The organism is Streptomyces sp. N50 (genome assembly GCF_033335955.1).
GTDB lineage: Bacteria > Actinomycetota > Actinomycetes > Streptomycetales > Streptomycetaceae > Streptomyces.
Window position 1 is genome coordinate 3,361,153 of the sequence record NZ_CP137549.1, and the last position, 23,913, is coordinate 3,385,065.

Below are 23,913 nucleotides of genomic sequence, written 5' to 3' on the forward strand. Positions count from 1 at the left end.
GCACGACATGACCCCGCCCCACTGGCAGAAGTCCACCTACAGCGGCGACGCCTCCAACTGTGTCAACGTCGCCGCCTCGACCCCCAACACGATCCATCTCCGCGAAAGCGACACCCCCGACACCGTCCTCACGACGACAGCCGAACGCCTACGGCACCTGATACACGCCCTCAAGTCCGCCCAGTGAGGAGTCCAACCGTGTCCAACCTCCCCTGGCAGAAGTCCACTTACAGCCCCGACGCCTCCAACTGCGTCTACATCGCCGCCGCCCCCGCCAAAGCCATCCGCCTCCGCGAAAGCGACACCCCCAGCACAATCCTCACCACCACAACCGACGTCCTACGGCACCTCATCCGCACCCTCAAGTCCGCCGACCGGCGTTCCGCGAGCGGGTGAGCGCACCTCGGCCGCGCGACGCCCGGGGCAGGTGGGTGGAGGGGACCATGCCCCCGTCGGACTAGCAGCGGATCCTCACTGCCAGGGGAACACGCCGACCGGGCCGGTCAGGTGTCTAAGGTCGCCTCCATGACGAGGACAACGCCCCCACGCCCGCTCGATGTCGAGGCGCTCTTCCCGGAACTGGCAGCCTTCCGGGGGACAACGACTCGGCTCCATCCGCGGCCGGGCAACCCAGACCTGACGGCCAGTTCCGTGGGCGGTCCCATGCTGTGGCCGGTGGACGAGCCATGGCCGGTGTGCGGCGAGGCCCACGGTCGTGGGCGTGGTCGGCGCCCGGCTGACATCCGCCGCTATCGGCAGGTTCTGGCTTCCGCGTGGTCCCGCGAGGAGGCCCCCGGACCGACGGACGACGAACGGGAACTCCTGCGCGAGTTGCACCGGGAGCACCGGATCCCTGCGGCGTCCGAGACCGATCCGCTGCCGATGATCGGCCTCGCGCAGCTGTACCGGCGGGATATGCCCGACCTGCCGACGGGGCCGGGCGAATGCGATCTGCTTCAAGTGTTCTGGTGTCCCTTCGACGCGCACGGCCCGGGCCGGTTCGCCCTGGAGTTTCACCTGCGCTGGCGGCGGTCGTGGGAGGTCGGCGAGGCGCTCACCGAGCCGCCGCAGCCGTCGGTTGCCGGGTCCGACGGCTTCGTGCCCGAGCCCTGCGTACTGCACCCGGAGCAAGTGGTCACTTATCCGTTCGCCGGCCTTCTGCCCGAGCAACTGTGCGCCCGGATCGACGCCTGGGAGGAAGCCCTGGAGCAGGAAGCCGAGCAGTCGGCCGACAGAAACGCGACAGAGCCGCCCGGCTACCAGTACGACCTCTCCATCCCGCCTGGCTGGCGCGTGGGCGGCTTCGCCTCCTGGCACGCGACCGACCCGTACCCCATGGAGTGCCTGACCTGTACGACACCGATGCACCTGCTGCTGACCATCGACAGCTCGGAGTGGGACGGCGGCAGCGGCAGCTGGAAACCGCTGGAGGACCGGAACCAGCCCACTCACCGGTGCGCCACCCCCACAGAGGTCATTGTGGGCCGCTGGGGTGAGCTCAACGTGTTCGCCTGCCCCAACGATCCCGAGCATCCGCACCGCTGGAGCATTCAGTAACTTGTCGAGTCCGACATCACCATCACCATCACCATCGCCGTCTCCGTCTCCGTCTAAGAAGACGCCCCCTTCCTCCGACTCCGGCCCCGCTCAACCCCGTTGGGCCACAGCCTCGGACTCCGCTTGGCCGCGATGTCCTCGATCCACCCGAACGCAAGGATCGCCACCGCGATGAGCGGCCAGATCAACAGGAACATCAGGAACGTGTCCGCCTTGTCGAGCAACGACGTAGCCGCGTCGCTCTCCATGAAGGGCAAGTTGTACAGCTGGTCGATGATCGGCACCGTCGCCATGATGAGGAGGTTGTGCCACAAGTAGATCGTGACGGCGCGGTTGTTGGACAGGGTCACCAGCTTGTCCCACTTCGCCAGTCGCCCCGGCAACGTCTGCCAGGACGGCGCGTACTGGAGCAGGATCACCACGACGCCGAAGGACCAGGCGGCCTGGGCCAGTGGGATGTCGTTCAAGTCCCATCCGTCCGGGCCGAGATGACCCGACGCCCACCACAGCCCGAAGCCCATGATCACGGTCGCGCCCGACACCGCGAGGTAGCGCGGGACCTGCTTCAGTACGCCCTCGTGGTGCGCGAAGCCCAGGACCCAACAGCCGCCGTACACCGCGAAGTCGGACACCGCGTTGCCCGTCTCGCCGGGGATGGTCACCAGGCCCGTGCCGACAACTGCCGTCAGCGCCAAGGGAGCCAGCAGCGTCGCCCAGGGGATCCTCCGGAACGCCCACAGCAGCAACGGCGACGCGATCACGAACCACAGATACGCCCGCAAGTACCACAACGGGCCCGCCGCCTGATCCGCCCACGTGCTCTCCAACAGGCCCGACTCCGAACCCAGATGCTCGGGATACGGCGGCGCGCCGAACGGCACGATGTAGTCGAAGACCTTCGCCGCGCCCCACCAAGTGCCGCCCAGGTCAGGGTCCTTGAGCGGGTTCCAGCCCATCCCGAACATCATCACCAGCACCACCGCACTGAACGCCCAGAGCGGGGGCAGCAGTCGCCGTAGCCGGCCTTTGATCACACCCAGCGCGGGACGGTTCAGCGAGCGGGCCATCAGCGAACCCGCCAGGGCGAACATCACGCCCATGGAAGGGAACAGGACCGACAGCCACGCCCAGCCGAAGAGGTGGTAGATGACGACCCGGACGAGGGCGATCGAGCGGAGGAGGTCGAGGTAGCGGTCCCGGCCGCCGCCCTTGCCCTTCGCCGGTGCCGATGTCGACTCCGGCGCCAACTCCGGTTCCTGCTGCCGCTGTTGGGGAATCCCGTACGCCGGCGTCGACTCGGAGTCCGCCTCGGACCGCACCCCCGGCCCACGCCCGCGCTCCGGGTTCGTGCCCGTCCCCGCCGTGTATCCGTGCGTCATGCCACAGTCCTCCGGTCACTACTGCTACCGCTACCGCTGCGCGCCCCCGGCACCGCACCCCCCGGCGTCCCCACAACCCCCGTCCGCCGCAGCTTCTGCCAGCGCAGGCGGCCTCCGGTGAGCGCGGTGATCCAGGACTGGAGCAGGACGACGTACATGAGCTGGCGGTAGAGGATCTGTTGCAGGGGCAGGGAGACGAGGTGGGTCATGCGTTCGCGGTCGAGGCGGAAGGCGTAGGCCGCGCAGAACGCCTGGATCGCCAGTACGCCCAGCCAGGCCAGGAACGTCTTCTCCGTCGGGCCGAACACCAGGCCGTAGAGCAGGAACACGTCGATCAGCGGGGCCAGGATCGGGGCGATCACCATGAACAGGGCCACCAGCGGGAGGCCCACCCTGCCGAAGCGGCCGGACGGGCCCCGGTCCAGCAGCGCGCCCCGGTGCTTCCAGATCGCCTGCATCGTGCCGTAGGACCAGCGGTAGCGCTGGGACCACAACTGCTGGACCGTTTCCGGGGCTTCCGTCCAGGCCCGCGCCTTCTCGGCGTAGACCACCCGCCAGCCGTCCCGGTGCATCGCCATCGTGATGTCGGTGTCCTCGGCGAGCGTGTCGTCGCTCATGCCGCCGACCCGCTCCAGCGCGCTTCTCCTGAAGGCCCCCACGGCGCCCGGGATCGTCGGCATGCAGCGGAGGATGTCGTACATCCGGCGGTCGAGGTTGAAGCCCATCACGTACTCGATGTGCTGCCAGGCGCCGATGAGGGAGTCCCGGTTGCCGACCTTGGCGTTGCCGGCGACGGCGCCGACGCGCGGGTCGCCGAAGGGTTGCACCAACTCCCGTACGGTGGCCGGTTCGAAGACCGTGTCGCCGTCCATCATGACGACGAGGTCGTGACTCGCGTTCGCCAGGCCGCGGTTGAGGGCGGCCGGTTTGCCCGCGTTGACCTGGCGGACGACCCGGACGTTCGGCAGGAACATCGCCTCGACGATTCTCGCCGTACCGTCCGCCGAGCCGTCGTCGATGACGATCACCTCGACGGGATGCTCGCTCGCCATGAGGGAACGGACGGTGTTCTCAATGCACTTGGCCTCGTTGTACGCCGGGACCAGGACCGAGACCGGTTCCGTCACCGGCGGGCCCCAGGCGAAGTCCTTGCGGCGCACCCGGCGGGCGTGGATGCCGGAGAGCAGGAGCATCAGCGCGAAGCGGGCGATGACGAGGGAGCCGGTGATCGCCAGGCCGACGACCAGGACGCCCGTGATGTCGTCCGCGGCCTGGACCAGGAAGATCCACGCCTTGCCCTTCCACAGGTTGACGCCGGTCACCGGGGTGAGCGCGCTGCGCGCGCCGAGTGCCTGGGTGAGGTTGTCGAACGTGTAGCCCTTGGCCTGCATCTCCGGCAGGAACTTGTCCAGCGCCTCGACCGTCTGGTGGCGGTCGCCGCCCGAGTCGTGCATGAGGACGATCGCACCCTTGCCGCCGCGCGGGGTCGCGTTGCTGATGATCTTCGCGACACCGGGCTTCTGCCAGTCCTCGCTGTCCGTGTTGTTGACGACGGTGATGTAGCCGCGGGTGCCGATGTACTCGGTCACCGGCCAGGACAGGTTGTCCATCGCGTCGGCGGAGGACGAGTACGGCGGGCGGAAGAGCGACGTACGGATGCCGGCCGCGCCGGTGATCGCGAGCTGCGTCTGGGACAGCTCCCAGTCGATGCGCTTCTTCGACTGGAAGGACAGGTCGGGGTGGCTGAAGGTGTGCACGCCGACCTCGTTGCCCTCCGCCACGATGCGTTTGACCAGCTCCGGGTAGCGCGAGGTCATCGTGCCGGTGACGAAGAAGACGGCGTGCGCGTGATGCTTCTTGAGCACGTCCAGGACCTTGGGCGTCCAGGTCGGGTCGGGGCCGTCGTCGAAGGTCAGCACGATGTCGTGGTCCGGCACGTCCAGGCTCGTCGTACGGCCGCTGCGGGTGTCGATGACCGGGCCGCCGTCGAGGATCTTGTCCGGCACCTTGTCGGTCGCCGCCTCCGGGCGGATGCGGTGGTCGGCCAGGATCTCGCTGTGCACGTAGCCGCGCAGCATCAGCATCGCCAGCAGCGCGACGAGGAGCAGCATCGGCAGCAGGAACCGCATGGAGAGGCGACGGCGCCGGGGATCGCGGGAGGCACGGCGCGCGGCACCTGCCTTCTCCGCCTTCCGGGCGCCGGGCCCAACTCCCTTCGGGGCAGAGTGAGTTGCTGGACCTGCCGGAGTTACTGGACCTGCCTGACCTGCCGGAGTCGCTGGACCTGCCGGACCTGCCGGAGTCGCTCCGTGACGGCCGCCCGGGGCCTGGTGCGTGGCCCTGGGGCGGCGGTTGTGCGATGCCATCAGAGGATGTGCTCCGGAGTCTTGGACGGGACCGGTGCCGGTTCGGAAGGCGCGGCCGGCCCCTGCGCCACGGGCGACGGGGTGCTCGGGGCGTCGGCCACCGTGCCCGTGCCCGTCGTGGCGCTCGGGCTCGGCGTCGTATCGACCGGCGCGCTCACGCTGGTGGACGGGGACGGATCGGACGACGGCGGGGCCGAGGACCGCGAGGGCTGTACGACCGGATTGCTCGCGCCGCCCCCCGTCGGTGCCGAGGCGCTCTTGCTCGCGGACGCACCGGGCGACGCGGACGTGCTCGCCTTGGCGCCGGGCTTCGCGGACGCGCCGGTCGAGCCGCTCACGCTCACGCCCGGCGACGGCGTCGTACCGTCGCTCGCCGTCGGGATGTTCCCCGGCGCCACGCTGTCGCTGCCACCGGACGGGTGCCCCGACTCGGCGGGCTGCGGCGAGGTGTCGACCTTGCCCGCGGGCGCGTCGTCCTTCTGCCCCGGCACCGGCAGCCACGGCGCGTCCGAACTCCCGGACAGCAGCGTGATGACGATGACGACGGCGTACACGGCGCACGCGATGCCGACGGCCATACCGAACCGCCGGTACCTACGGCTGCGACGCCCGGACTCGTCGACGAAGACGGGCCGGTCGGACCCGTCGTTGCCGGCGCCGGGCCTGCCCCCGGCCTCCCCCTGCGGGGCGGGCCCGTCGAGCTGAACGGTCACCTCGTCGGGATCGGCCGCGCCGGCCCCTCCTGTCTCCACCGGAGCGCCCCAGGGATCGGCGAGGATCCCCGCACCGACGGCGGATCCGTTCCTCACGTCCTTGCCGGCGGGCGGCTCGGGCCACCCGGTCCGTATACGACGACCGTCCTTGGCCGTACGGCGGCTGTCCTTGCCCGCATGGCGACCATCTGTGCCGCCATGCCGACCGTCCGTGCCGACAGTGCGACCGACCTTGGCGGCATGCCGGCCGCCCTCCAGGATTTCTGGTCCTCTGGTTCCTCTGGCTCCTCTGGTTTCCCCGGCTGTTCCGGTCGCTTCGGTGTCCGAAAACGCCTCCTCGGCCTCTCCGCCTATGACCGGTACGTCTCTGGTCGCGGATGCAGCTTGGGGCCATTCCGGTTGGGCGTCTTCTCGCCACTTTTCCATGCGCACGCACATCCCCCCACGGGACTGTTCCGGGTGCGCAAACGACCCTGAGCACACGCCGCCGAACCGGGCCCCCACCCGGTCCTCGCGCCCCCCTTACCACACCGTGCTCAGGCCCTGAAGGTAGCGCACGGGGAGCACTCCATGTGCCGGGATGCGTCATTTTCTCCTTTTTAGCATGTCCACGTCGATGGCTGGAATCCATCCGTTCACCGGCCGCCGCAACCATCCGCAGGCGTTACCGATCTCCACCGCAGCACGTCGAAGCGCATCGAATCCGGGGTGCACCAGCCCCTTTCGCCACACGAGCGACACGGCGGACAAGGGCACCGGGTCCACCAGTGGTCTCAGGACGGTCCGGGGCATGGCCGGAAAATCCACCACGGCGAGAATCGGCGTCCCCGTCCTCACCATGACCCGTTCGAACTCCTCTTCGCCTACGGCCATGGGTGCGGGCGCGGCAACCTCGATGTCACGCCCCTCGAACAACCGGCGCGCGAGATCCGTCCACTCCGGGGTACGCGGATTCCCGGCCCCCGCGTACACGGCCTCCCCCGCGAGCGCGTCGACGGGCACCTCCGCGAGCGCCGCCAACGGATGCCCCTCGGGCAACAGCACCGCCATCGGCTCGTACCGCACCAGCTGATGATCGAGCCCGGCCCGCAACCCCGGCTCCAGCCCCGCGAACCGCCCGAACGACACATCGAGCCGCCCCGCCGTCAACTCCCCCACCGCGCCCGCCAGTCCACTCTCGTAGCGGGCCATCAGCTCCTGCTCCGGGGCGAGTTCACGGGCCCGGTGCAGCACACGGCGCCCGGTACCCAGCCCCGGCGAGTTGAGATCGACGAGCAGCGGCCGGTGCCGAACCTCCCGAAACGCGGCAAGCAACTCCTCCTGCGCCCCGAGCACCCGCCGCGCATACGGCACCAACCGCTCACCGTCCGCCGTCAGCGCGACCTGCCGAGTGGTCCGCACGAACAACTCCACCCCCAACTCCCGCTCCAGCCGCCGCACATCACGACTGAGCGCCTGCTGAGCGACATAGAGGCGGGCGGCCGCCCGGGTGAAGTGCAGTTCTTCGGCTACGACGAGAAAGGCACGGAGGAGTCGGGGATCGACGTGGGCCGACGTCGGGGGCATCCAGGGTGTCCAGGGCATCCGGCGAACTTACAACACAGGTGCGTGAATCGACGCGGACCAGGTGTTGGACCCGGTGATCCACTTCGGCCGACGCTTGCCCCATGCCACGCCGTACACCCCAACAGCCCACCTACCGCAGCCTGTTCACGATCCCCGGCACCCGGGCCTTCACCACCGGCAACCTCATCGCCCGCCTCCCCGCGGGCATGTTCAGCGTGAGCGCGATCGTGATGATCGCCGGTGCGCGGGGCTCGTACGCCCTGGCCGGCGCCGTGACGGCAACGGGGCTGGCGGCGACAGCGCTGACGGGCCCGTGGACAGCAAGGCTGACCGACCGCCACGGCCAGTCCCGAACAGCCCTGCCGGCAACGGCAGTCGCGGCACTCGGCTCCCTCGCCCTCCTCCTCTGCGTCCACTACGACGCCCCCGACTGGACCCTGTTCGCCGCCTACGCGGCCACCGCGACAACCCCCAACACCGGCGGCATGTCCCGCGCCCGCTGGGCCCACCTCCTCGCGGACAACCCCGAGGCCCTCCACACGGCGAACTCCTTCGAGCAGGCGGCGGACGAGCTGTGCTTCATGCTGGGCCCGGCACTGGCGGCCCTCCTGTGCGGCACGTTCTTCCCGGAGGCGGGCACGCTGACCGGGGCGGTCCTACTCCTGACAGGCACCCTGATCTTCACGGCCCAGCGCGCCACAGAACCCCCACCAAGCCCAGCCCCACAGGGCAGTTCACCCCTCCGGACCCCCGGCATCCCGCCCCTGATCGCCGGTTTCATCGCGACCGGTGCGGTGTTCGGAGCGATGGAGGTAGCGACCCTCGCGTACGCGGACGAGGCGGGCCACCGCACGGCGGGTGGCGCGATGCTGGCCCTCCAGGCGGCGGGCTCCTGCGCGGCGGGCCTGCTCTACGGCAAGCGGAAACCGCCGGGCGCACCGGAACACCGCCTGCGCCGCTGCCTGTTGGCGATGAGCACCCTCATGTCCCTGCCCCTGCTGGCAGCAAGCACGCTGAACTCCCTCCCCGCACTGGCGACGGCCTTGCTCCTGGCGGGCATGGCAACGGCCCCCACGATGATCACCGCGATGACGTTGCTCCAACACCGCGCCCCCGAGGGCAGATTGAACGAGGCCATGAGCCTGGCGGTGACGGGCCTACTGCTGGGAATCGCATGCGGTTCGGCGGCAGGGGGCTGGACAACGGACCATGCCTCACCAACAGCTGCATTCTGGCTGCCAGTCGCGGCAGCGACAAACGCCCTGCTGATTGAAGTCCAGGGCAGGACAACCCCTTAGGGGCGCGGGGAACTGCGCGACCAGCCCCCACGGCGCCGCACCCGCGACACAACCCATCCCGGCAATCACAGCGAAGCGCTTCGCTCCAATCCCTGCCGCACCCATTGACGCCCCCACAGCCCCTACATACCTTCCTCCATCGAAGCGCTTCGACACCTCCCGTCGAATCGATTCGACCCCCTCCGACTCCCCTGGAGGCACTGGATGCTGACGACACAACGGCGAGCAACGACAGCCGCACTGATCCTCACCGGATCCCTGCTCCTCACCTCCTGCGGCGGCAGTTCGGACAACGGCTCCTCAGACGCCAAGACCCTCAAGCTCTGGCACTACGAGGGCCCCGACAGCGCGATGGGCGTGGCCTGGAACGAGGCGATCAAGGAGTTCGAGGCCCAACACCCGGGCGTGAAGGTGAAGTTCGAGGAGAAGGGCTTCGAGCAGATCCAGAAGACGGCCCCGATGGTCCTCAACTCCTCGGACGCCCCGGACATCATGGAGTACAACAAGGGCAACGCGACGGCAGGCCTGCTCTCGAAACAAGGCCTGCTCACCGACCTCACCGCCGAGGCGACGAAGCGCGGCTGGGACAAGAAGATCCCGGCGAGCGTAGGCACGACAGACGTCTACAACGCCAACGGAGTGATGGGCTCCGGCAAGTGGTACGGCGTCACCGACTACGGCGAGTACACGATGGTCTACTACAACAAGGCCCTCTTCAAAAAGTACAAGATCGCCGAGCCAAAAACCTTCGACGAACTGACCACCGCACTCGGCGAGTTCAAGGCGAAGGGCATCACCCCCCTCGCCAACGCCGGCGCCGAGTACATCGCCCAGCAGTACCTCTACCAACTCGCCCTCTCGAAGGCCGACCGCGCCTGGGTCGACAAGTACGAGCTGTACAAGGGCAAGACGGACTTCCACGACCCGGCCTGGACCTACGCGGCGACGACGTTCGCCGACTGGGTGAAGAAGGGCTACATCGCCAAGACGTCCAGCTCCACGAAGGCCGAGGACGCCGGAGTCTCCTGGATCCAGGGCAAGGCCCCGATCCTCTTCTCCGGCAGCTGGTGGTACGGCCGCTTCCAGACCGAGGCCAAGTTCGACTGGGACACGTCCCTTTGGCCCGGCTCGAACCTCACCCTCGGTTCCGGCGGCAACATCTGGGTCGTCCCCAAGGGCGCCAAGAACAAGCAACTCGCCTACGACTTCATCGACATCACCCTGTCGAAGAAGATCCAGAACCTGATGGGCAACAAGGGCGGCATCCCGGTGGCGGCCGACACCTCCGCGATCACCGACCCCAAGTCCAAGGAACTCATCGCCAACTTCAACACCGTCTCCGCCCGTGACGGCCTCGCCTTCTACCCGGACTGGCCGGTCCCCGGCTTCTACGACGTCCTCGTCTCCGAGACCCAGAAGCTGATCACGAACAGCGAGAAGCCGGACGCCTATCTCAGCAACCTGCAGAAGGCGTACGACAAGGGTGTCCCGTCGACATGACGGTCACCGTCGAGAAGGACGGCCGGGTGCTCGACAAGCGTGACGCCAGGCGGCACCCGGCCCGTCGTCCCCGCACCTCCTACGCCCTCTTCCTCCTCCCCGGCGCGCTGGCCGCCCTCGCCGTGATCGTCATCCCCTTCCTGATGAACACGGCCGTCAGCTTCACGAGTTGGCAGGGCGTGGGCGACCCCAAGTGGACCGGCCTCGCCAACTACCGTGACCTGCTGGACGATTCGGAGTTCTGGGCGTCGTTCCGGCACAGCCTGTTCATGGTCGTGGCGATGGCGGCCGTACCCACGATCGTCGGACTCGTCCTGGCCGCCGCCCTGTTCGACTACATCGCCAAACACTTCGGCACTCGCATAGCCGCGATCCTCCGCGCCTGCTTCTACCTCCCGCAGGTGCTGCCGATCGCGGTCGCCGGCATCGTCTGGAGCTGGATCCTCGCCCCCGACAACGGCTCCCTCAACGCCCTGCTGAAAGCAGTGGGGTTGGGCTCCTGGCAACAGGACTGGCTCGGCGACCCGGACATCGCGCTCTACAGCGTCATGGGCGTCATGGTCTGGGTCCAACTCGGATTCCCGCTCGTGGTGTTCATGGCCGGGCTGCAACGCGTCGACCCCCAGCTCTACGAGGCCGCCGAGCTGGACGGCGCCGGCTGGTGGCGCCGCTTCTGGCACATCACGCTGCCGCAGATCCGCCCGGAGATATACGTCGTCCTGACCTGGTGCACGATCGCCGCGCTCAAGGTGTTCGGCGCGGTGTACGTCCTCACGAAGGGCGGCCCGGGCGGCGCGACCGACGTCCCCTCCTACTTCTCCTTCACCACGTTCTTCGAGAAGACCCAGGTCGGCTACGGAGCCGCGATATCAACGGTGTTGACGGTGATCATCCTGGTCCTCTCCCTCGCCTTCCTGAAACTCCAGACCCGCGCGGAGGACGCCGAGGAAGGAGCTCGCGCATGACGACAGCCCTGCGCCGCTACCCCGTACTGATCGCCCTGTGCATCGCGGCCCTCTTCATGGTCGTGCCGTTCCTGATCGTCGTCGTCAACGCCGTGAAGTCACCGGCCGAGTACTCCGAACACGGCCCCCTCAGCCTCCCCAACGGCCTCTACCTGGACGGCCTCAAGGACTTCTGGCAACGCGTCGACTACGGCCAGAAACTCTTCAACTCGGCCCTGATCAGCGGCTCGGTGGCCGTCCTCGCCGCCGCGCTCTCCGTCCTCAACGCGTACGCGATCGGCATCGGCCGTATCAAGGGCCGCACCTGGGTCCTGGCCTTCTTCGTCCTCGCCAACATGCTGCCGCAGGAGGCGCTGGTCTACCCGATCTACTACCTGAGCAAGCAAGTCGGCCTGTACGACACGAGGTTGAGCGTCATCATCGTCTTCACGGTGATCCAGGCGGCGTTCGGCACGTACCTCCTCTCGTCCGTGCTCGGCCAGTTCCCCCGCGAGATCCTCGAAGCGGCCCGGATCGACGGCGCCAACAAGTGGCAGGTGCTGTGGCGGATCGTGGTCCCGGTCAGCCGCCCCACCATCGGCGTGCTGCTGGTCTTCTTCTTCATCTGGACCTGGAACGAGTTCCTGCTCCCCCTGGTCATGCTGATCTCCAACGACAACCAGACCGTGTCGGTGGCCCTCGGCGTCCTCCAGGGCCAGCGTCTGATGGACGCCACGATGACCAACGCGGCTGCCCTGCTCGGTGTGTTGCCCGCCATCGTCTTCTTCCTCGTCTTCCAGCGGACCCTCACGCGCGGCATCGCCGTGGGTGCCGTCAAGTAGTAAGGGGACCCCCACATGAAGTTCACCGACGGCTACTGGCTGCTGCGCGAGGGCGTCACCGCCGCCCACCCGGTCGAGGTCCTCGATGTCAGCGCACCGGACGGCGCGCTGGAGATCCACGCGCCGACCATGCCGATCCGCCACCGCGGCGACCTGCTGAAGGGACCGGTCGTGACGATCAGCGCCCACGCCCCGCTGCCCGACGTCATCGGCGTCACCTTCACCCACTTCGAGGGCGAACAGCCACGCGGCCCCCAATTCGACGTCCACAGCGAAGAGTTCGCGGTCCACACCTCCTACGACGACGAGCACGCGACCCTCACCTCAGGCGCGCTCTCCGTCAAGGTGGCCCGCACCGGCCCTTGGCACGTCGACTTCCTCGCCCACGGCCGCACCCTCACCAGCAGCGGCCCCAAGGGCATGGGCATCATGCGCGACGCGACCGGCGCCCACTACCTGCGCGAGCAGCTCGGGCTCCAAGTGGGCACATCCGTCTACGGACTTGGTGAACGCTTCGGCCCGCTCGTCAAGAACGGCCAGGTCGTCGACATGTGGAACGCCGACGGCGGCACCGCCACCGAACAGGCCTACAAGAACATCCCCTTCTACCTCACGGACGCGGGCTACGGCGTCTTCGTCGACCACCCCGGAAAGGTCTCCTTCGAGGTCGGCTCGGAGGCGGTCTCCCGGGTCCAGTTCAGCGTGGAGAGCCAGCAGTTGACGTACTACGTCATCTACGGCCCGACCCCGAAGGACATCCTCCGCAAATACTGCGCCCTGACCGGCCGCCCGGCCCTCCCGCCCGCCTGGTCGTTCGGCCTGTGGCTGTCGACGTCGTTCACCACGTCGTACGACGAGGAGACGGTGACGTCGTTCATCGAGGGCATGCGGGAGCGTGAACTCCCGCTCTCCGTCTTCCACTTCGACTGTTTCTGGATGCGCGAGTTCAACTGGTGCGACTTCCAGTGGGACCCGAGGGTCTTCCCCGACCCGGAGGGCATGCTGGCCAGGCTGAAGGAACGCGGCCTCCACATCTCCGTCTGGATCAACCCGTACATCGCCCAGCGCTCACCGCTCTTCGCCGAGGGCAAGGCACTTGGGCATCTCCTCCGGAGGCCGGACGGCAGTGTCTGGCAGTGGGACCTGTGGCAACCCGGCATGGCCCTGGTCGACTTCACCAGCCCGGCCGCCCGCGAGTGGTACGCCGGAAAGCTGGAGGCGTTGCTCGCGCAGGGTGTCGACTGCTTCAAGACCGACTTCGGCGAGCGCGTCCCCGTCGATGTCGCCTACGCGGACGGCGCGGACCCCGAGCGGATGCACAACTACTACACCTACCTCTACAACCGCACCGTCTTCGACGTCCTGCGCAAACACCGTGGCGAGGGCGAGGCGGTCGTCTTCGCCCGCTCGGCCACAACGGGCAGCCAGAAGTACCCCGTTCACTGGGGCGGCGACTGCGAGGCGACCTACGAGTCGATGGCCGAGTCCCTGCGCGGCGGCCTCTCCCTCGGCCTCTCCGGCTTCGGCTACTGGAGCCACGACATCGGCGGCTTCGAGGGCACCCCGACCCCCGCCCTCTTCAAACGCTGGCTGGCCTTCGGCCTGTTGTCCTCCCACAGCCGCCTGCACGGCAGCTCGTCGTACCGCGTCCCGTGGCTCTTCGACGAAGAATCCGTAGACGTACTGAGGCAGTTCACCCGCCTGAAGCTCAGCCTCATGCCGTACCTCTACGAGACCGCGCGCACCGCCAGCTCTGAAGGCGTGCCGATGATGCGGGCGATGGTCCTCGAATTCCCGGACGACCCCGGATGCGCGCACCTGGAACGGCAGTACATGCTCGGCCCGGATCTGCTGGTCGCGCCGGTGTTCAGCGACGACGGGGACGTCTCGTACTACGTCCCCGAGGGCACCTGGACCCACTACCTCACCGGCCGCACGGTCACCGGACCGCGCTGGGTGCGCGAGAAGCACGGCTTCGACAGCGTGCCGCTCCTGGTCCGGCCGGGCGCGGTGATCCCGGTCGGCGCGGTGGCCGACCGGCCGGACTACGACCACGCCGACGGCGTAACTCTGCGGGCGTACGACCTGGAGCGGGGCGCGCAGGTGACAGTGCGGGTCGGAGAGGTGGCCTTCACCGTCGTACGAGAAGGGGACACGCTCCGGGCGTCCTGCACGGATCCATCCATCTCCTGGGCGCTGGCCGCCGGTTCGCGGTCGAAGTCGGGCAGCGGGTTCCTGACCCTGGAGCTGGGCTGATGGTGAAGATCACGGATGTGGCCCGGCACGCGGGCGTCTCCCCCAGCACCGTGTCGTACGCCCTGAGCGGCAAGCGCCCGATCTCCGAGGAGACCCGGCTGCGCGTCGAGGCGTCGATCCGCGAGCTGGGCTACCGGCCGCACGCCGGCGCCCGCGCCCTGGCCAGCAGCCGGTCCAACGTGCTGGCCCTGGTGATCCCCTTACGGACCGGCATCCACGTCCCGGTCGTCATGCAGTTCGCCGTCTCCGTGGTGACCACCGCCCGCCGCCACGACCACGATGTCCTCCTGCTCACCCAGGAGGAGGGCGAGGAGGGACTGCGCCGGGTCGCGGACACGGCACTCGTCGACGCGATGATCGTGATGGACGTCCAACTCGACGACCCCCGGCTGCCGTTGCTCCGTTCCCTGGACCGGCCGTCCGTGATGATCGGCTTCCCCGCCGAGGCGGACGGGCTGACCTGCATCGACCTCGACTTCAAGGCGGCGGGTGAGCTGTGCGTGGAACGGCTCGCGGGCCTCGGGCACCGGGTCGTCGCCCTGGTCGGGTCACCGCCGGAGGTGTACGTCCGCGGAACCGCCTTCGCCCAGCGGGTGGTTCAGGGCTTCACGGCCGCCGCCGACCGCAACCGGCTCGCCTCCTCCGTCCACCCCTGCGAGGCGGCACCGGCCGCCGCAGCCGCCGTGGCGGAACAACTGCTGCGCGAACAGCCCGCGTTGACCGGAGTCGTCGTCCACAACGAACCCCTCCTGGAACCCCTCATCGACGCCTTCGAGCAGCTCGGGCTGCGCGTCCCCGGCGATCTGTCGATCACCGCGATCTGCCCCGACGAACTCGCCGAGTCCGTACGGATCCCGGTCACGTCGGTCGCGCTGCCCACCGCCGAACTCGGTGCCGGGGCCGTCGAGTTGCTGATGAAGAAGCTGGACGGCAAGACCGTGCCCGACGCGACCCTCCTGTCCCCCCGGCTGACGGAACGCGCGAGCACGGCACCGCGCAACGCGCCCTGAGACGCCTCCGAGATCTCCAACGCCCGCATGCAAGGCCCTACTTGAAGGAGCCGCGACATGAAAGGCAAGAGAAGAAGACACAGAACCACGCTCGTCGTCGCCTTCGCCCTGATCGCCGGTCTGGGAGCGAGCGTCCCGGCGACGGCCGACACCCCGTACCCCTTCCGCGACCCAACCCTCCCGGTGAGCAAGCGCGTTGACGACCTACTCGCCCACCTGACCCTCGACGAGAAGATCTCCCTCCTCCACCAGTACGAGCCCGCGATCCCCCGCCTCGGCATCCAGTCCTTCCGCACCGGCACCGAGGCCCTGCACGGCGTCGCCTGGCTCGGCAGGGCCACCGTCTTCCCGCAGGCCATCGGACTCGCCTCGACCTGGGACCCGGCGCTGATGGAGCAGGTCGGTTCGGCGGTCGGCGACGAGGCCCGCGGCTTCCAGCAACAGCGCCCGGACGGCTGGGGGTTGAACCTCTGGGCCCCGGTGGTCAACCTCCTCCGCGACCCGCGCTGGGGCCGCAACGAGGAGGGATACAGCGAGGACCCGGAACTCACCGGCGCCCTCTCGACGGCCTACGGCGAGGGCCTGACCGGCGGCGACCCCAACCACCTCAAGACGGCCCCCACCCTCAAGCACTACCTCGGCTACAACAACGAGGTCGACCGCGCCACCACGTCCTCGGATCTCCGCCCCCGGGTGGAGAAGGAGTACGACGAGGCCGCGTTCAGACCGGCGATCGAGGCGGACGCGGCGACGGGCGTGATGACGTCGTACAACCTGGTCAACGGCCGCCCCAGCACGGTGAATCCGGACCTGAACGACGTCGTACGGAGGTGGACCGACCAGAGCCTGCTGAACGTCACCGACGCCTTCGCCCCCGGCAACCTCGTCACCCCGCAGCAGTACTACCCCAGCATCACGGAGGGCGACGCGGCCGCGCTGAAGGCCGGCGTCGACAGCTTCACGGACAACAGCGCCGACCCCGGCCCGACGACGACAGCCATCAACTCGGCTCTCCAGCAAGGCTTGTTGAAGGTCTCGGACATAGACAAAGCGGTGTCGGACATCCTCTCCGTCCGCGTCCGACTCGGTGAATTCGACCCGGGCGGCGGCAAGTACGGCTCGATCGACGCGTCCGTCATCAACAGTCCCGCGCATCAGCAGTTGGCGCGCAAGGCGGCGGCCGAGGGTGCGGTACTGCTGAAGAACAACGGGGCGCTGCCACTGAGGAGTTCAGGCTCTGGTTCGGCGAGAAACGTGGCCGTGGTCGGCCCCCTCGCCGACACGCTCTACACCGACTGGTACTCGGGCACCCTCCCCTACGCCGTCACCCCGGCGCAGGGCATCGCCTCGAAACTCGGCACCGCAGTGGCCACCAGCGAGGGCGTGGACCGCATCGCCCTCCGCGACACGGCGACCGACAAGTACGTCACGGCGGGCACCGGCGACACCGGCGCCCCCTTGCAGGAGACCACCAACACCCCCTCGACAGCAGCCCAGTTCGACGCCTTCGACTGGGGCTCGGGCATCGTGACCCTGCGCTCGGCCGCCAACGGCAAATACGTCGGCTACAACTGGTCGAACTTCGTCAACGACCAGACGCAGCCCAACGGTTGGTACGTCCAGCAGCAGTTCAAGCTGGAACAGCAGGACGACGGCACGTACTTGCTGAAGTACGCGGGCTACGAGACCTCGGAGTCCTGGTGGTCGAGCCCCCTCTACCTCGGCCCGACCGACGCGAACGGCACCCTGGGCCTAGTACCGAAGGACCAGGCCGCGCACTACGCGAAGGACGTCGTCCGCAGCGGAGTCGCCGACGCGGTGGCTGCGGTGAAGGGCAAGGACACGGCGGTCGTCGTCATCGGCTCCATGCCGTCGATCAACGGCCGCGAGGCACACGACCGCACGGACATGTCCCTGGCCCCGTCCCAGGAGGCCCTGGTCAAGGCGGTCCACCACGCCAACCCCAAGACGGTGGTCGTGGTCGAGAACAGCTACCCGACCACACTCGGCGCCCTGCAGAAAGAGGTCCCGGCCGTCCTCTGGACCTCCCACGCGGGCCAGGAAACAGGCAACGCCCTGGCCGACGTGCTCTACGGCGACGTCAACCCGTCCGGCCGCCTCACCCAGACCTGGTACCAGTCGGAGTCGGACCTCCCGTCGATCCTCGACTACGACATCATCAAGTCCGACCGCACATACGAGTACTTCCAGGGCACCCCCCTCTACCCCTTCGGCTACGGCCTCTCGTACACGACCTTCCGCTACGGCACCCTGAAACCCGTCCCCGGCGGCTACGAGGTCCCGGTGACGAACACGGGCACCCGGGCCGGCGACGAGGTCGTACAGCTCTACACACACCAACGCACATCCCGCGACAAAGAACCCCTCAAGCAATTGAAGGCATTCCAGCGGGTCTCCCTGAATCCGGGCGAGACAAAAACAGTCCGCCTGAAAATCCAGCAGAAGGACCTCGCCCACTGGGACGTCACCCGCTCGAAATGGACGGTGGAAAGCGGCACGTACGACGTCATGGCCGGAGCGTCGTCGGCGGATATCCGCACCCGCACGACCTGGCAGGTCCACGGGGAGACCATCCCACCCCGGAACCTGTCCCGAACCACCCGCGCCGAGAACTTCGACGACTACTCCGGCATTCACCTCGTGGACGAGTCAAAGGCGAGCGGTACGGCGGTGGGTGCGGCTGCGGACGGGGCATGGCTGAAGTTCGCGGACGCGCAATTGGGCGCGGGGGCAACGAAGTTCACGGCCCGGGTCTCCGGAACGGCCCCCGGCACGGTCGAGGTCCGGCTGGGCTCTCCGACCGGCCGGCTCCTCGGTACGGCACACGCAGGCGGGACGGCGTCGTCGTACGACTATGAGACGGTGACCGCCGACCTGTCGGGCGGCGCGGCGAAGGGCCGTACGGACGTGTATCTGGTCTTGAGCGGCGGCCTGCGGCTCTCGACGTTCAGCATTCGTTGAAACCGCATGACAAAGGCCCCGCCGCTCGAAAGCGACGAGGCCTTTGCCCACATGGGATGAGTGGAGATGGCGGGAATCGAACCCGCGTCCACCGGTGCAGAATCAGGGCTTCTCCGTGTGCAGTTCGCTGTGATTTTCTCGGCCCCGGTGATCACGCGAACAAGTCGCCGACGGGCCCAGTCACTGTTTGATTTCCCATCGAACCCCGTGACCGGGCTCGATGGTTTAGTTCCCTAGATTATGCCAGGGTCCGGGTCGGGAACACCCCCGGGCTGACACCCTTTTAGGGTCCTTCAGTCGCTGTTATTAGGCAGCGAGGGCGAAGGACTGGGAATCGCTCTTGGAATTGGCGATTATTGGTTGCGACATATGGTTTACGAGATCATTGCCGCTTCCTCGACACGCTTCACCTGCTTCGACAGCCGCTGTCGAAACCGATCATCCCCATGTTGTTTTTTCAAGCCCCTCCGAAGAGGGATACACACCCGCTGTGGGGTGCAGTAGCCATCGTACGTGACCAACGCGCGCCGAGGCCACCGTATTCCCGGCGACGGCCCGCAAGAAGGACTGGCTACTCGCCGCGCTGCTTCCGCTTCGCCGCCGCGATCGCGCGGTCCGACTCCCGGCGGTCCTGCTTCTCGCGCAGGGTCTGCCGCTTGTCGTACTCCTTCTTGCCTCGGGCGAGGGCGATCTCGGCCTTCGCCCGGCCGTTGCTGAAGTACAGGGCGAGGGGCACGATCGTGTGACCCGTCTCCTGGGTCTTGGCCTCCAGCTTGTCGATCTCCTCGCGGTGCAGCAGCAGCTTGCGCTTGCGGCGCACCGAGTGGTTGGTCCAGGTGCCCTGGTGGTACTCGGGGATGTGGGCGTTGTGCAGCCACGCCTCGCCCCCGTCGATCTGGACGAAGCCGTCGGTCAGCGAGGTGCGGCCCTCGCGCAGCGACTTGACCTCGGTGCCGGAGAGGACGAGCCCGGCCTCGTAGGTGTCGATGATCGCGTAGTCGTGCCGGGCCTTCTTGTTCTGGGCGACGATCTTGCGCTTGCCGCCCTTCTCGCCGTCCCTGGCCTTGCCGCCGGTGGCGCCACCGCCCTGCTTGGGCTGGGACTCCTTGGGTACGTACATTCCCTTGCTCATAGTGCTGCCCATTTTCGCACTACAGGGGGGTCCGAGGGAAAGGCGATTACAGACGGCCGTCAGGAGCCGCCTACGACGCGTCCCCGAGCCCGCTCAGCACCGTCTCGGCGCGCTCCACGGCGGCCTGTCCCTGTGCGGTGACGTCGAGGTCGGGGGTGATGCCCCGGCCGTCGACGGTGTGGCCGGAGGGGGTGCGGTAGTGGCCGACGGTCAGTTCGGCGACGACGCCGTCGGGGAGTCTGCTCGGCATCTGGACCGAGCCCTTGCCGAAGGTCCTGGAGCCCACGACGACCGCGCGGCCGCGGTCCTGGAGGGCGCCGGTGAGCATCTCGGCCGCGCTCATCGTGCCGCCATCGACCAGCGCGACCAGGGGTCTGGTGGTGTCGCCGCCGGTGTCCGCGTGCAGGGCGCGCTGCTGGCCGTCGACGTCGTACGTGGCGACGAGGCCGCCGTCGAGGAAGGCGGAGGCGGTGGTGACGGCCTCGGTGACCAGGCCGCCGGAGTTGCCGCGCAGGTCGAGGATGAACGCGGAGTCGGCCGGGGCCTGTCGTACGGCGGTGCGGACGAGGTCGCCGACGCCCTTGGTGAACGCGGCGATCTTGATGACGGTGACCTCACCGGCGAGCCTGCGGACGGTCACGGAGTCGGTGGAGAGGCGGGCGCGCCGTACGGTCTCGCTCCACGCGTGCGTGCCGCGCTCCAGGCCGAGGGTGACGGCGGTACCGGCGGCGGCGTCCTGGGCGTCGCCCCGTAGTAAGGAGACGACCTCGGTGACGGGCTGTCCGTCGACGTTCTCGCCGTCGACGCTGCGGAGCCGGTCGCCCTTGCGTACGCCCGCGGTGGCGGCCGGCGACCCGGACTGCACCCGGGTCACCTCGATGCGGCCGTCCCGCTCCCGGCGGGCCCAGAGCCCGACGCCGGTGTACTGGCCGTCGAGGGCCTCCTCGAACTCCTCGTACTCCCCTTGGGAGTACACGGCACCCCACCGGTCCCCGCTGCGGCTGACGGCGCGTTCGGCGGCCTCCATGGGCGACTTGCCGTCGGCCTTGGCCTCGGCGGCGGCCTTCGCGACCTCTTCGGTACGGGCGAGCGGCGCCGAACGGGCCGTACCGGCCGCCGATTTCCGGTCGGTCCGGCCGGGTTCGTCGAACGACCCGGCCGCCGCACCGGCGACCAGCACACTCGCGAACACCAATGTCAGGGCGGCCCCGCGGCGGATGCGGCGGGGCTGACAGAACAGGTCACGACCTGACATGGCGGTGAGTCTAGGACAACGAGAAGGGCCGCACGGGCGGTTGCCCGTGCGGCCCTCTTGGCATGCGTCACACCTTGAGGTACTTGCGCAGCGCGAAAAACGCTGCCAGCGCTGGCATCAGGAGACTCGTCGCGAGGATCAGCGGAAGCTTCGTCAACACGGCGTCCCAGCCGATGAAGTTGATCAGATTCAGCTTGTGGGAGAGGTCGAGGCCGTGGTCGATGATGAAGTACCGGGCGACGACCAGGAATCCGCAGGCGACCGTGCCGCCGATGAGACCGGCGACCGCGGCCTCCATGATGAACGGGGCCTGGATGTAGAAGCCGGAGGCGCCGACCAGGCGCATGATGCCCGTCTCGCGGCGGCGGCTGAACGCCGAGACGCGCACCGTGTTGACGATCAGCATCAGGGCGACGACCAGCATCAGGGCCATGACCGCGCGGGCGGCCCAGTTCATGCCGTTCAGGAGGCCGAAGAGGTTGTCCAGGATGCCCTTCTGGTCCTGCACCGACTGGACGCCGTCACGGCCGTCGAAGGCGGTCGCGATGACCTGGTACTTCTCCGGGTCCTTGAGCTTGATGCGGTACGACTCCTGCATCTGGTCCGGCGTCAGGGAACTGGCCAGCGGGGAGTCGCCGAACTGCTCCTTGTAGTGCTTGTACGCCTCGTCCTGGGACTCGAAGACGACCTTCTGGACGACCGACATCTTGTCGAGGTCGGAGACGATCGACTTCTTCTGGTCGTCGGTCACCGCGCCCTTGGCGCAGTTGGGGTCGGACTCGGCGTCGCTCTTGTTGCAGAGGAAGATCGAGACGTTGACCTTGTCGTACCAGTAGCCCTTCATCGTGGTCACCTGGTCGCTCATCAGGAGCGAGCCCCCGAAGAGGGCCAGGGACAGGGCTACGGAGACGACGACCGCGAAGGTCATCGTCAGGTTGCGGCGGAGACCGACACCGATCTCGGAGAGTACGAACTGGGCGCGCATGGCGGCTTTTTCAGGCCTTTCCGTGGACGGACATCAGACGGCGGTCGGTCGGCGGTCAGTGCTGGTAGCCGTAGACGCCACGTGCCTGGTCACGGACGAGGCGGCCCTTCTCCAGCTCGATGACGCGCTTGCGCATCTGGTCCACGATGTTCTGGTCGTGCGTCGCCATCACCACGGTGGTGCCCGTCCGGTTGATCCGGTCGAGGAGCTTCATGATGCCGACGGAGGTCTGCGGGTCGAGGTTGCCGGTGGGCTCGTCCGCGATGAGGAGCTTGGGGCGGTTCACGAAGGCTCTCGCGATGGCCACGCGCTGCTGCTCACCACCGGACAGCTCGCCCGGCATCCGGTCCTCCTTGCCGCCGAGCCCGACGAGGTCGAGCACCTGGGGCACGGACTTGCGGATCTCGCCCTTGGACTTGCCGATGACCTCCTGCGCGAAGGCCACGTTCTCGGCGACCGTCTTGTTGGGCAGCAGGCGGAAGTCCTGGAAGACGGTCCCCAGCTGGCGGCGCATCTGCGGCACCTTCCAGTTGGAGATGCGGGCGAGGTCCTTGCCCAGCACGTGCACCTGGCCCTGACTGCACCGCTCCTCGCGGAGGACCAGCCTCAGGAAGGTGGACTTTCCGGAGCCGGAGGACCCCACGAGGAACACGAACTCGCCCTTCTCCACTTCCAGGGAGACGTCCCTGAGAGCGGGGCGGGTCTGCTTGGGGTAGACCTTGGAGACATTGTCGAATCGGATCACGGGTGCACCACGGGTAGCCGGGGGTAGGTGTGCGTGACCATACGCGACCCGGGTGTGCCCGCGCAGTCGGCGTCCGGGGTTGCGCGAGGCTTGCACGTTTTGTCGCGGATTTGAAGGGCTGGAACGCACAAGGTCGGGGCAGGATAAGGCGAGCCGCGCCGAATCCCGCGGAACCTGGCACAGTGGAGGGGAACGTTCGGGAACGTTCTCGTGTCCCGTGGCGTTGTGTCTGTGATAGCCGGTGCAAGGAGGGCGAGCGCATGACGTACGACCGGTTGGTGTGCGCGAACTGCGCGGCGCCCGTGAACGAGGGCCGCTGTCCCGTCTGCCGTGCGAACCGCGCGCGGCTGCAGCAGGAGAATCCGTGGGGCAATCTGAACCCCATGGCGTTGATCGCCCTGCTCGCGGTACTGATCGCGGCGCTGGCGCTGGTGGCGCACCAGACCGCATGAGCGGCCTGATCACCGCGTAGGCGGCCTGTACAAGGACACGCAGAAGGGCCCGGAGCGCACGCTCCGGGCCCTTCGTCGTACGACGTGCGTACGGTCCGTACGGGGACGGCTACCGTCAGGCGACCGTGCCGCCGCGGTTGCTGCTCGCGAGGCGCGGGAGCACGCGGAAGGCGATGCCGCCGGCGATCATCGTCGCGGCGCCGATCAGCAGGAACGCGGTCTGGCCGGCACCGGTCTCGGCGAGCTCACCGCCGCTGCCCTGGGCCGTCGTGTCGGACCCGGTGTCGGTGAGCGCGGAGGTGCCCGCCTCCTGGGCGGAGGAGCCGCCGTCGGGGTCGTTGTTGTTGCCGCCGGTGGAGCCGGAGCCGCTGGTGCTGCCGTCCGACGGGCTGTCGGTGGGCTCGTCCGTCGGCTCGGTGGGGTTGCCGGTGGGCTCGGTCGGCTCGTCGGTGGGGGGCGTCGAGGTCGGCGGCTGCTGCGTGGGCGGCTCCGAGGTGGGCGGCTCCGAGGTCGGGGGCTGGTCCGTCGGCGAGTTCGGAGCGGTCGGGAGACCGGTGTCGGTCGGGGCGGGCGGGGTGGTGTCGTCGAACTTGACGTCCGCGCTGACCCCGTTCTCGTCCACGGTCACACCGAGGTCGAGCGCCGATGCGGCTCCCGCGGCGGTCAGCGAGGCACCGGCGGCGATGATGGCGCCGGCCGCTATGCGCGCGACACGGATCCGCGTCTTCTTGGTCATTAGGTTGCTACCCCCAGTAGCTCGTCGTCAGGGTGGCGCATCGGTGTCCGGGGCCGTGATCGACGGGGGTGGCAGCTGGCGAAAGCTCACGTCCCCCGGTTCACATGCGCCCCGGAGACACGCATGCCACGCTTCACCCTTCCCAGTTTTCACAGCAACGTCAAGGCCGTTGCGAGCGCAATGTCCAACTAAGCG

The 23,913-nt window shown here is 68.4% G+C and carries 20 protein-coding genes and 1 other RNA gene; 11 read left to right on the plus strand and 10 right to left on the minus strand.

Annotation, left to right across the window (positions count from 1 at the left end; genetic code table 11):
* Positions 1-7: 7 nt before the first annotated feature.
* The 3 genes from R2B38_RS14725 (at position 8) to R2B38_RS14735 (ending at position 1,557) form a co-directional block, all read left to right on the plus strand.
* Positions 8-187 (plus strand): DUF397 domain-containing protein, encoded by a 180-nt coding sequence (locus tag R2B38_RS14725; protein ID WP_318016644.1) that lies wholly within the window; start codon positions 8-10, stop codon positions 185-187.
* Between the two features lie 11 nt (positions 188-198).
* Positions 199-396: a DUF397 domain-containing protein gene (locus R2B38_RS14730; RefSeq protein WP_318016645.1), complete on the plus strand. Its 198-nt coding sequence runs from the start codon at positions 199-201 to the stop codon at positions 394-396.
* 129 nt (positions 397-525) lie between these two features.
* A complete protein-coding gene (locus R2B38_RS14735; RefSeq protein WP_318016646.1) occupies positions 526-1,557 on the plus strand; it encodes a hypothetical protein in 1,032 nt (343 codons plus the stop codon).
* Between the two features lie 53 nt (positions 1,558-1,610).
* Here the strand turns inward: R2B38_RS14735 and R2B38_RS14740 are convergent, their stop codons facing one another.
* The 4 genes from R2B38_RS14740 to R2B38_RS14755 all read right to left on the minus strand — a co-directional run bounded on the left by R2B38_RS14740 (position 1,611) and on the right by R2B38_RS14755 (position 7,581).
* Complete coding sequence (locus tag R2B38_RS14740) at positions 1,611-2,936, minus strand: acyltransferase (RefSeq protein WP_318016647.1); 1,326 nt, start codon at positions 2,934-2,936, stop codon at positions 1,611-1,613.
* On the minus strand, positions 2,933-5,065 hold the full coding sequence (locus tag R2B38_RS14745; protein WP_318016648.1) for a glycosyltransferase: 2,133 nt from the start codon (positions 5,063-5,065) through the stop codon (positions 2,933-2,935). Before R2B38_RS14745 ends, R2B38_RS14740 begins: the two co-directional genes overlap by 4 nt.
* A 236-nt stretch (positions 5,066-5,301) precedes the next feature.
* Positions 5,302-6,111 carry a hypothetical protein gene (locus tag R2B38_RS14750; protein ID WP_318016649.1) on the minus strand — a complete coding sequence of 270 codons (810 nt, stop codon included), beginning with the start codon at positions 6,109-6,111 and terminating at the stop codon, positions 5,302-5,304.
* Positions 6,112-6,600: 489 nt separating this feature from the next.
* Positions 6,601-7,581 carry a LysR family transcriptional regulator gene (locus R2B38_RS14755; RefSeq protein ID WP_318021682.1) on the minus strand — a complete coding sequence of 327 codons (981 nt, stop codon included), beginning with the start codon at positions 7,579-7,581 and terminating at the stop codon, positions 6,601-6,603.
* Positions 7,582-7,682: 101 nt separating this feature from the next.
* Between R2B38_RS14755 and R2B38_RS14760 the strand changes: the two genes are divergently transcribed.
* The 7 genes from R2B38_RS14760 (at position 7,683) to R2B38_RS14790 (ending at position 18,413) form a co-directional block, all read left to right on the plus strand.
* Positions 7,683-8,879, plus strand: coding sequence for an MFS transporter (locus R2B38_RS14760; protein WP_318016650.1), 1,197 nt, complete (start codon positions 7,683-7,685; stop codon positions 8,877-8,879).
* Between the two features lie 204 nt (positions 8,880-9,083).
* Complete coding sequence (locus R2B38_RS14765) at positions 9,084-10,379, plus strand: ABC transporter substrate-binding protein (RefSeq protein ID WP_318016651.1); 1,296 nt, start codon at positions 9,084-9,086, stop codon at positions 10,377-10,379.
* Positions 10,376-11,344, plus strand: coding sequence for a sugar ABC transporter permease (locus tag R2B38_RS14770; protein WP_318016652.1), 969 nt, complete (start codon positions 10,376-10,378; stop codon positions 11,342-11,344). Before R2B38_RS14765 ends, R2B38_RS14770 begins: the two co-directional genes overlap by 4 nt.
* A complete protein-coding gene (locus tag R2B38_RS14775) occupies positions 11,341-12,165 on the plus strand; it encodes a carbohydrate ABC transporter permease (protein WP_318016653.1) in 825 nt (274 codons plus the stop codon). Before R2B38_RS14770 ends, R2B38_RS14775 begins: the two co-directional genes overlap by 4 nt.
* A gap of 15 nt (positions 12,166-12,180) precedes the next feature.
* Positions 12,181-14,421, plus strand: coding sequence for an alpha-xylosidase (gene yicI / locus R2B38_RS14780; protein ID WP_411978453.1), 2,241 nt, complete (start codon positions 12,181-12,183; stop codon positions 14,419-14,421).
* On the plus strand, positions 14,421-15,431 hold the full coding sequence (locus tag R2B38_RS14785; RefSeq protein WP_318016654.1) for a LacI family DNA-binding transcriptional regulator: 1,011 nt from the start codon (positions 14,421-14,423) through the stop codon (positions 15,429-15,431). Before yicI ends, R2B38_RS14785 begins: the two co-directional genes overlap by 1 nt.
* A 57-nt stretch (positions 15,432-15,488) precedes the next feature.
* Positions 15,489-18,413: a glycoside hydrolase family 3 C-terminal domain-containing protein gene (locus R2B38_RS14790; protein ID WP_318016655.1), complete on the plus strand. Its 2,925-nt coding sequence runs from the start codon at positions 15,489-15,491 to the stop codon at positions 18,411-18,413.
* A gap of 58 nt (positions 18,414-18,471) precedes the next feature.
* On the opposite strand, the gene ssrA is transcribed toward R2B38_RS14790, so the two are convergent.
* From ssrA to ftsE, 5 genes are all read right to left on the minus strand, one after another.
* Positions 18,472-18,859, minus strand: a transfer-messenger RNA (tmRNA) gene (gene ssrA / locus R2B38_RS14795).
* Positions 18,860-18,984: 125 nt separating this feature from the next.
* Positions 18,985-19,533 (minus strand): SsrA-binding protein SmpB, encoded by a 549-nt coding sequence (gene smpB, locus R2B38_RS14800; protein WP_318021683.1) that lies wholly within the window; start codon positions 19,531-19,533, stop codon positions 18,985-18,987.
* 82 nt (positions 19,534-19,615) lie between these two features.
* Positions 19,616-20,800, minus strand: a complete 1,185-nt coding sequence (locus tag R2B38_RS14805; protein WP_318016656.1) for a S41 family peptidase — start codon at positions 20,798-20,800, stop codon at positions 19,616-19,618.
* A 67-nt stretch (positions 20,801-20,867) separates the two neighbouring features.
* The gene (gene ftsX / locus R2B38_RS14810) at positions 20,868-21,785 is read right to left on the minus strand and encodes a permease-like cell division protein FtsX (protein ID WP_033286713.1); all 918 of its coding nucleotides are present in this window, start codon (positions 21,783-21,785) and stop codon (positions 20,868-20,870) included.
* A gap of 55 nt (positions 21,786-21,840) precedes the next feature.
* Positions 21,841-22,530, minus strand: a complete 690-nt coding sequence (gene ftsE, locus R2B38_RS14815) for a cell division ATP-binding protein FtsE (RefSeq protein ID WP_033286714.1) — start codon at positions 22,528-22,530, stop codon at positions 21,841-21,843.
* Between the two features lie 260 nt (positions 22,531-22,790).
* On the opposite strand from ftsE, the gene R2B38_RS14820 reads away from it, so the two are divergent.
* Complete coding sequence (locus R2B38_RS14820; protein WP_019056429.1) at positions 22,791-22,982, plus strand: hypothetical protein; 192 nt, start codon at positions 22,791-22,793, stop codon at positions 22,980-22,982.
* A 115-nt stretch (positions 22,983-23,097) separates the two neighbouring features.
* Here the strand turns inward: R2B38_RS14820 and R2B38_RS14825 are convergent, their stop codons facing one another.
* Positions 23,098-23,718: a hypothetical protein gene (locus tag R2B38_RS14825; protein ID WP_318016657.1), complete on the minus strand. Its 621-nt coding sequence runs from the start codon at positions 23,716-23,718 to the stop codon at positions 23,098-23,100.
* Positions 23,719-23,913 lie beyond the last annotated feature (195 nt).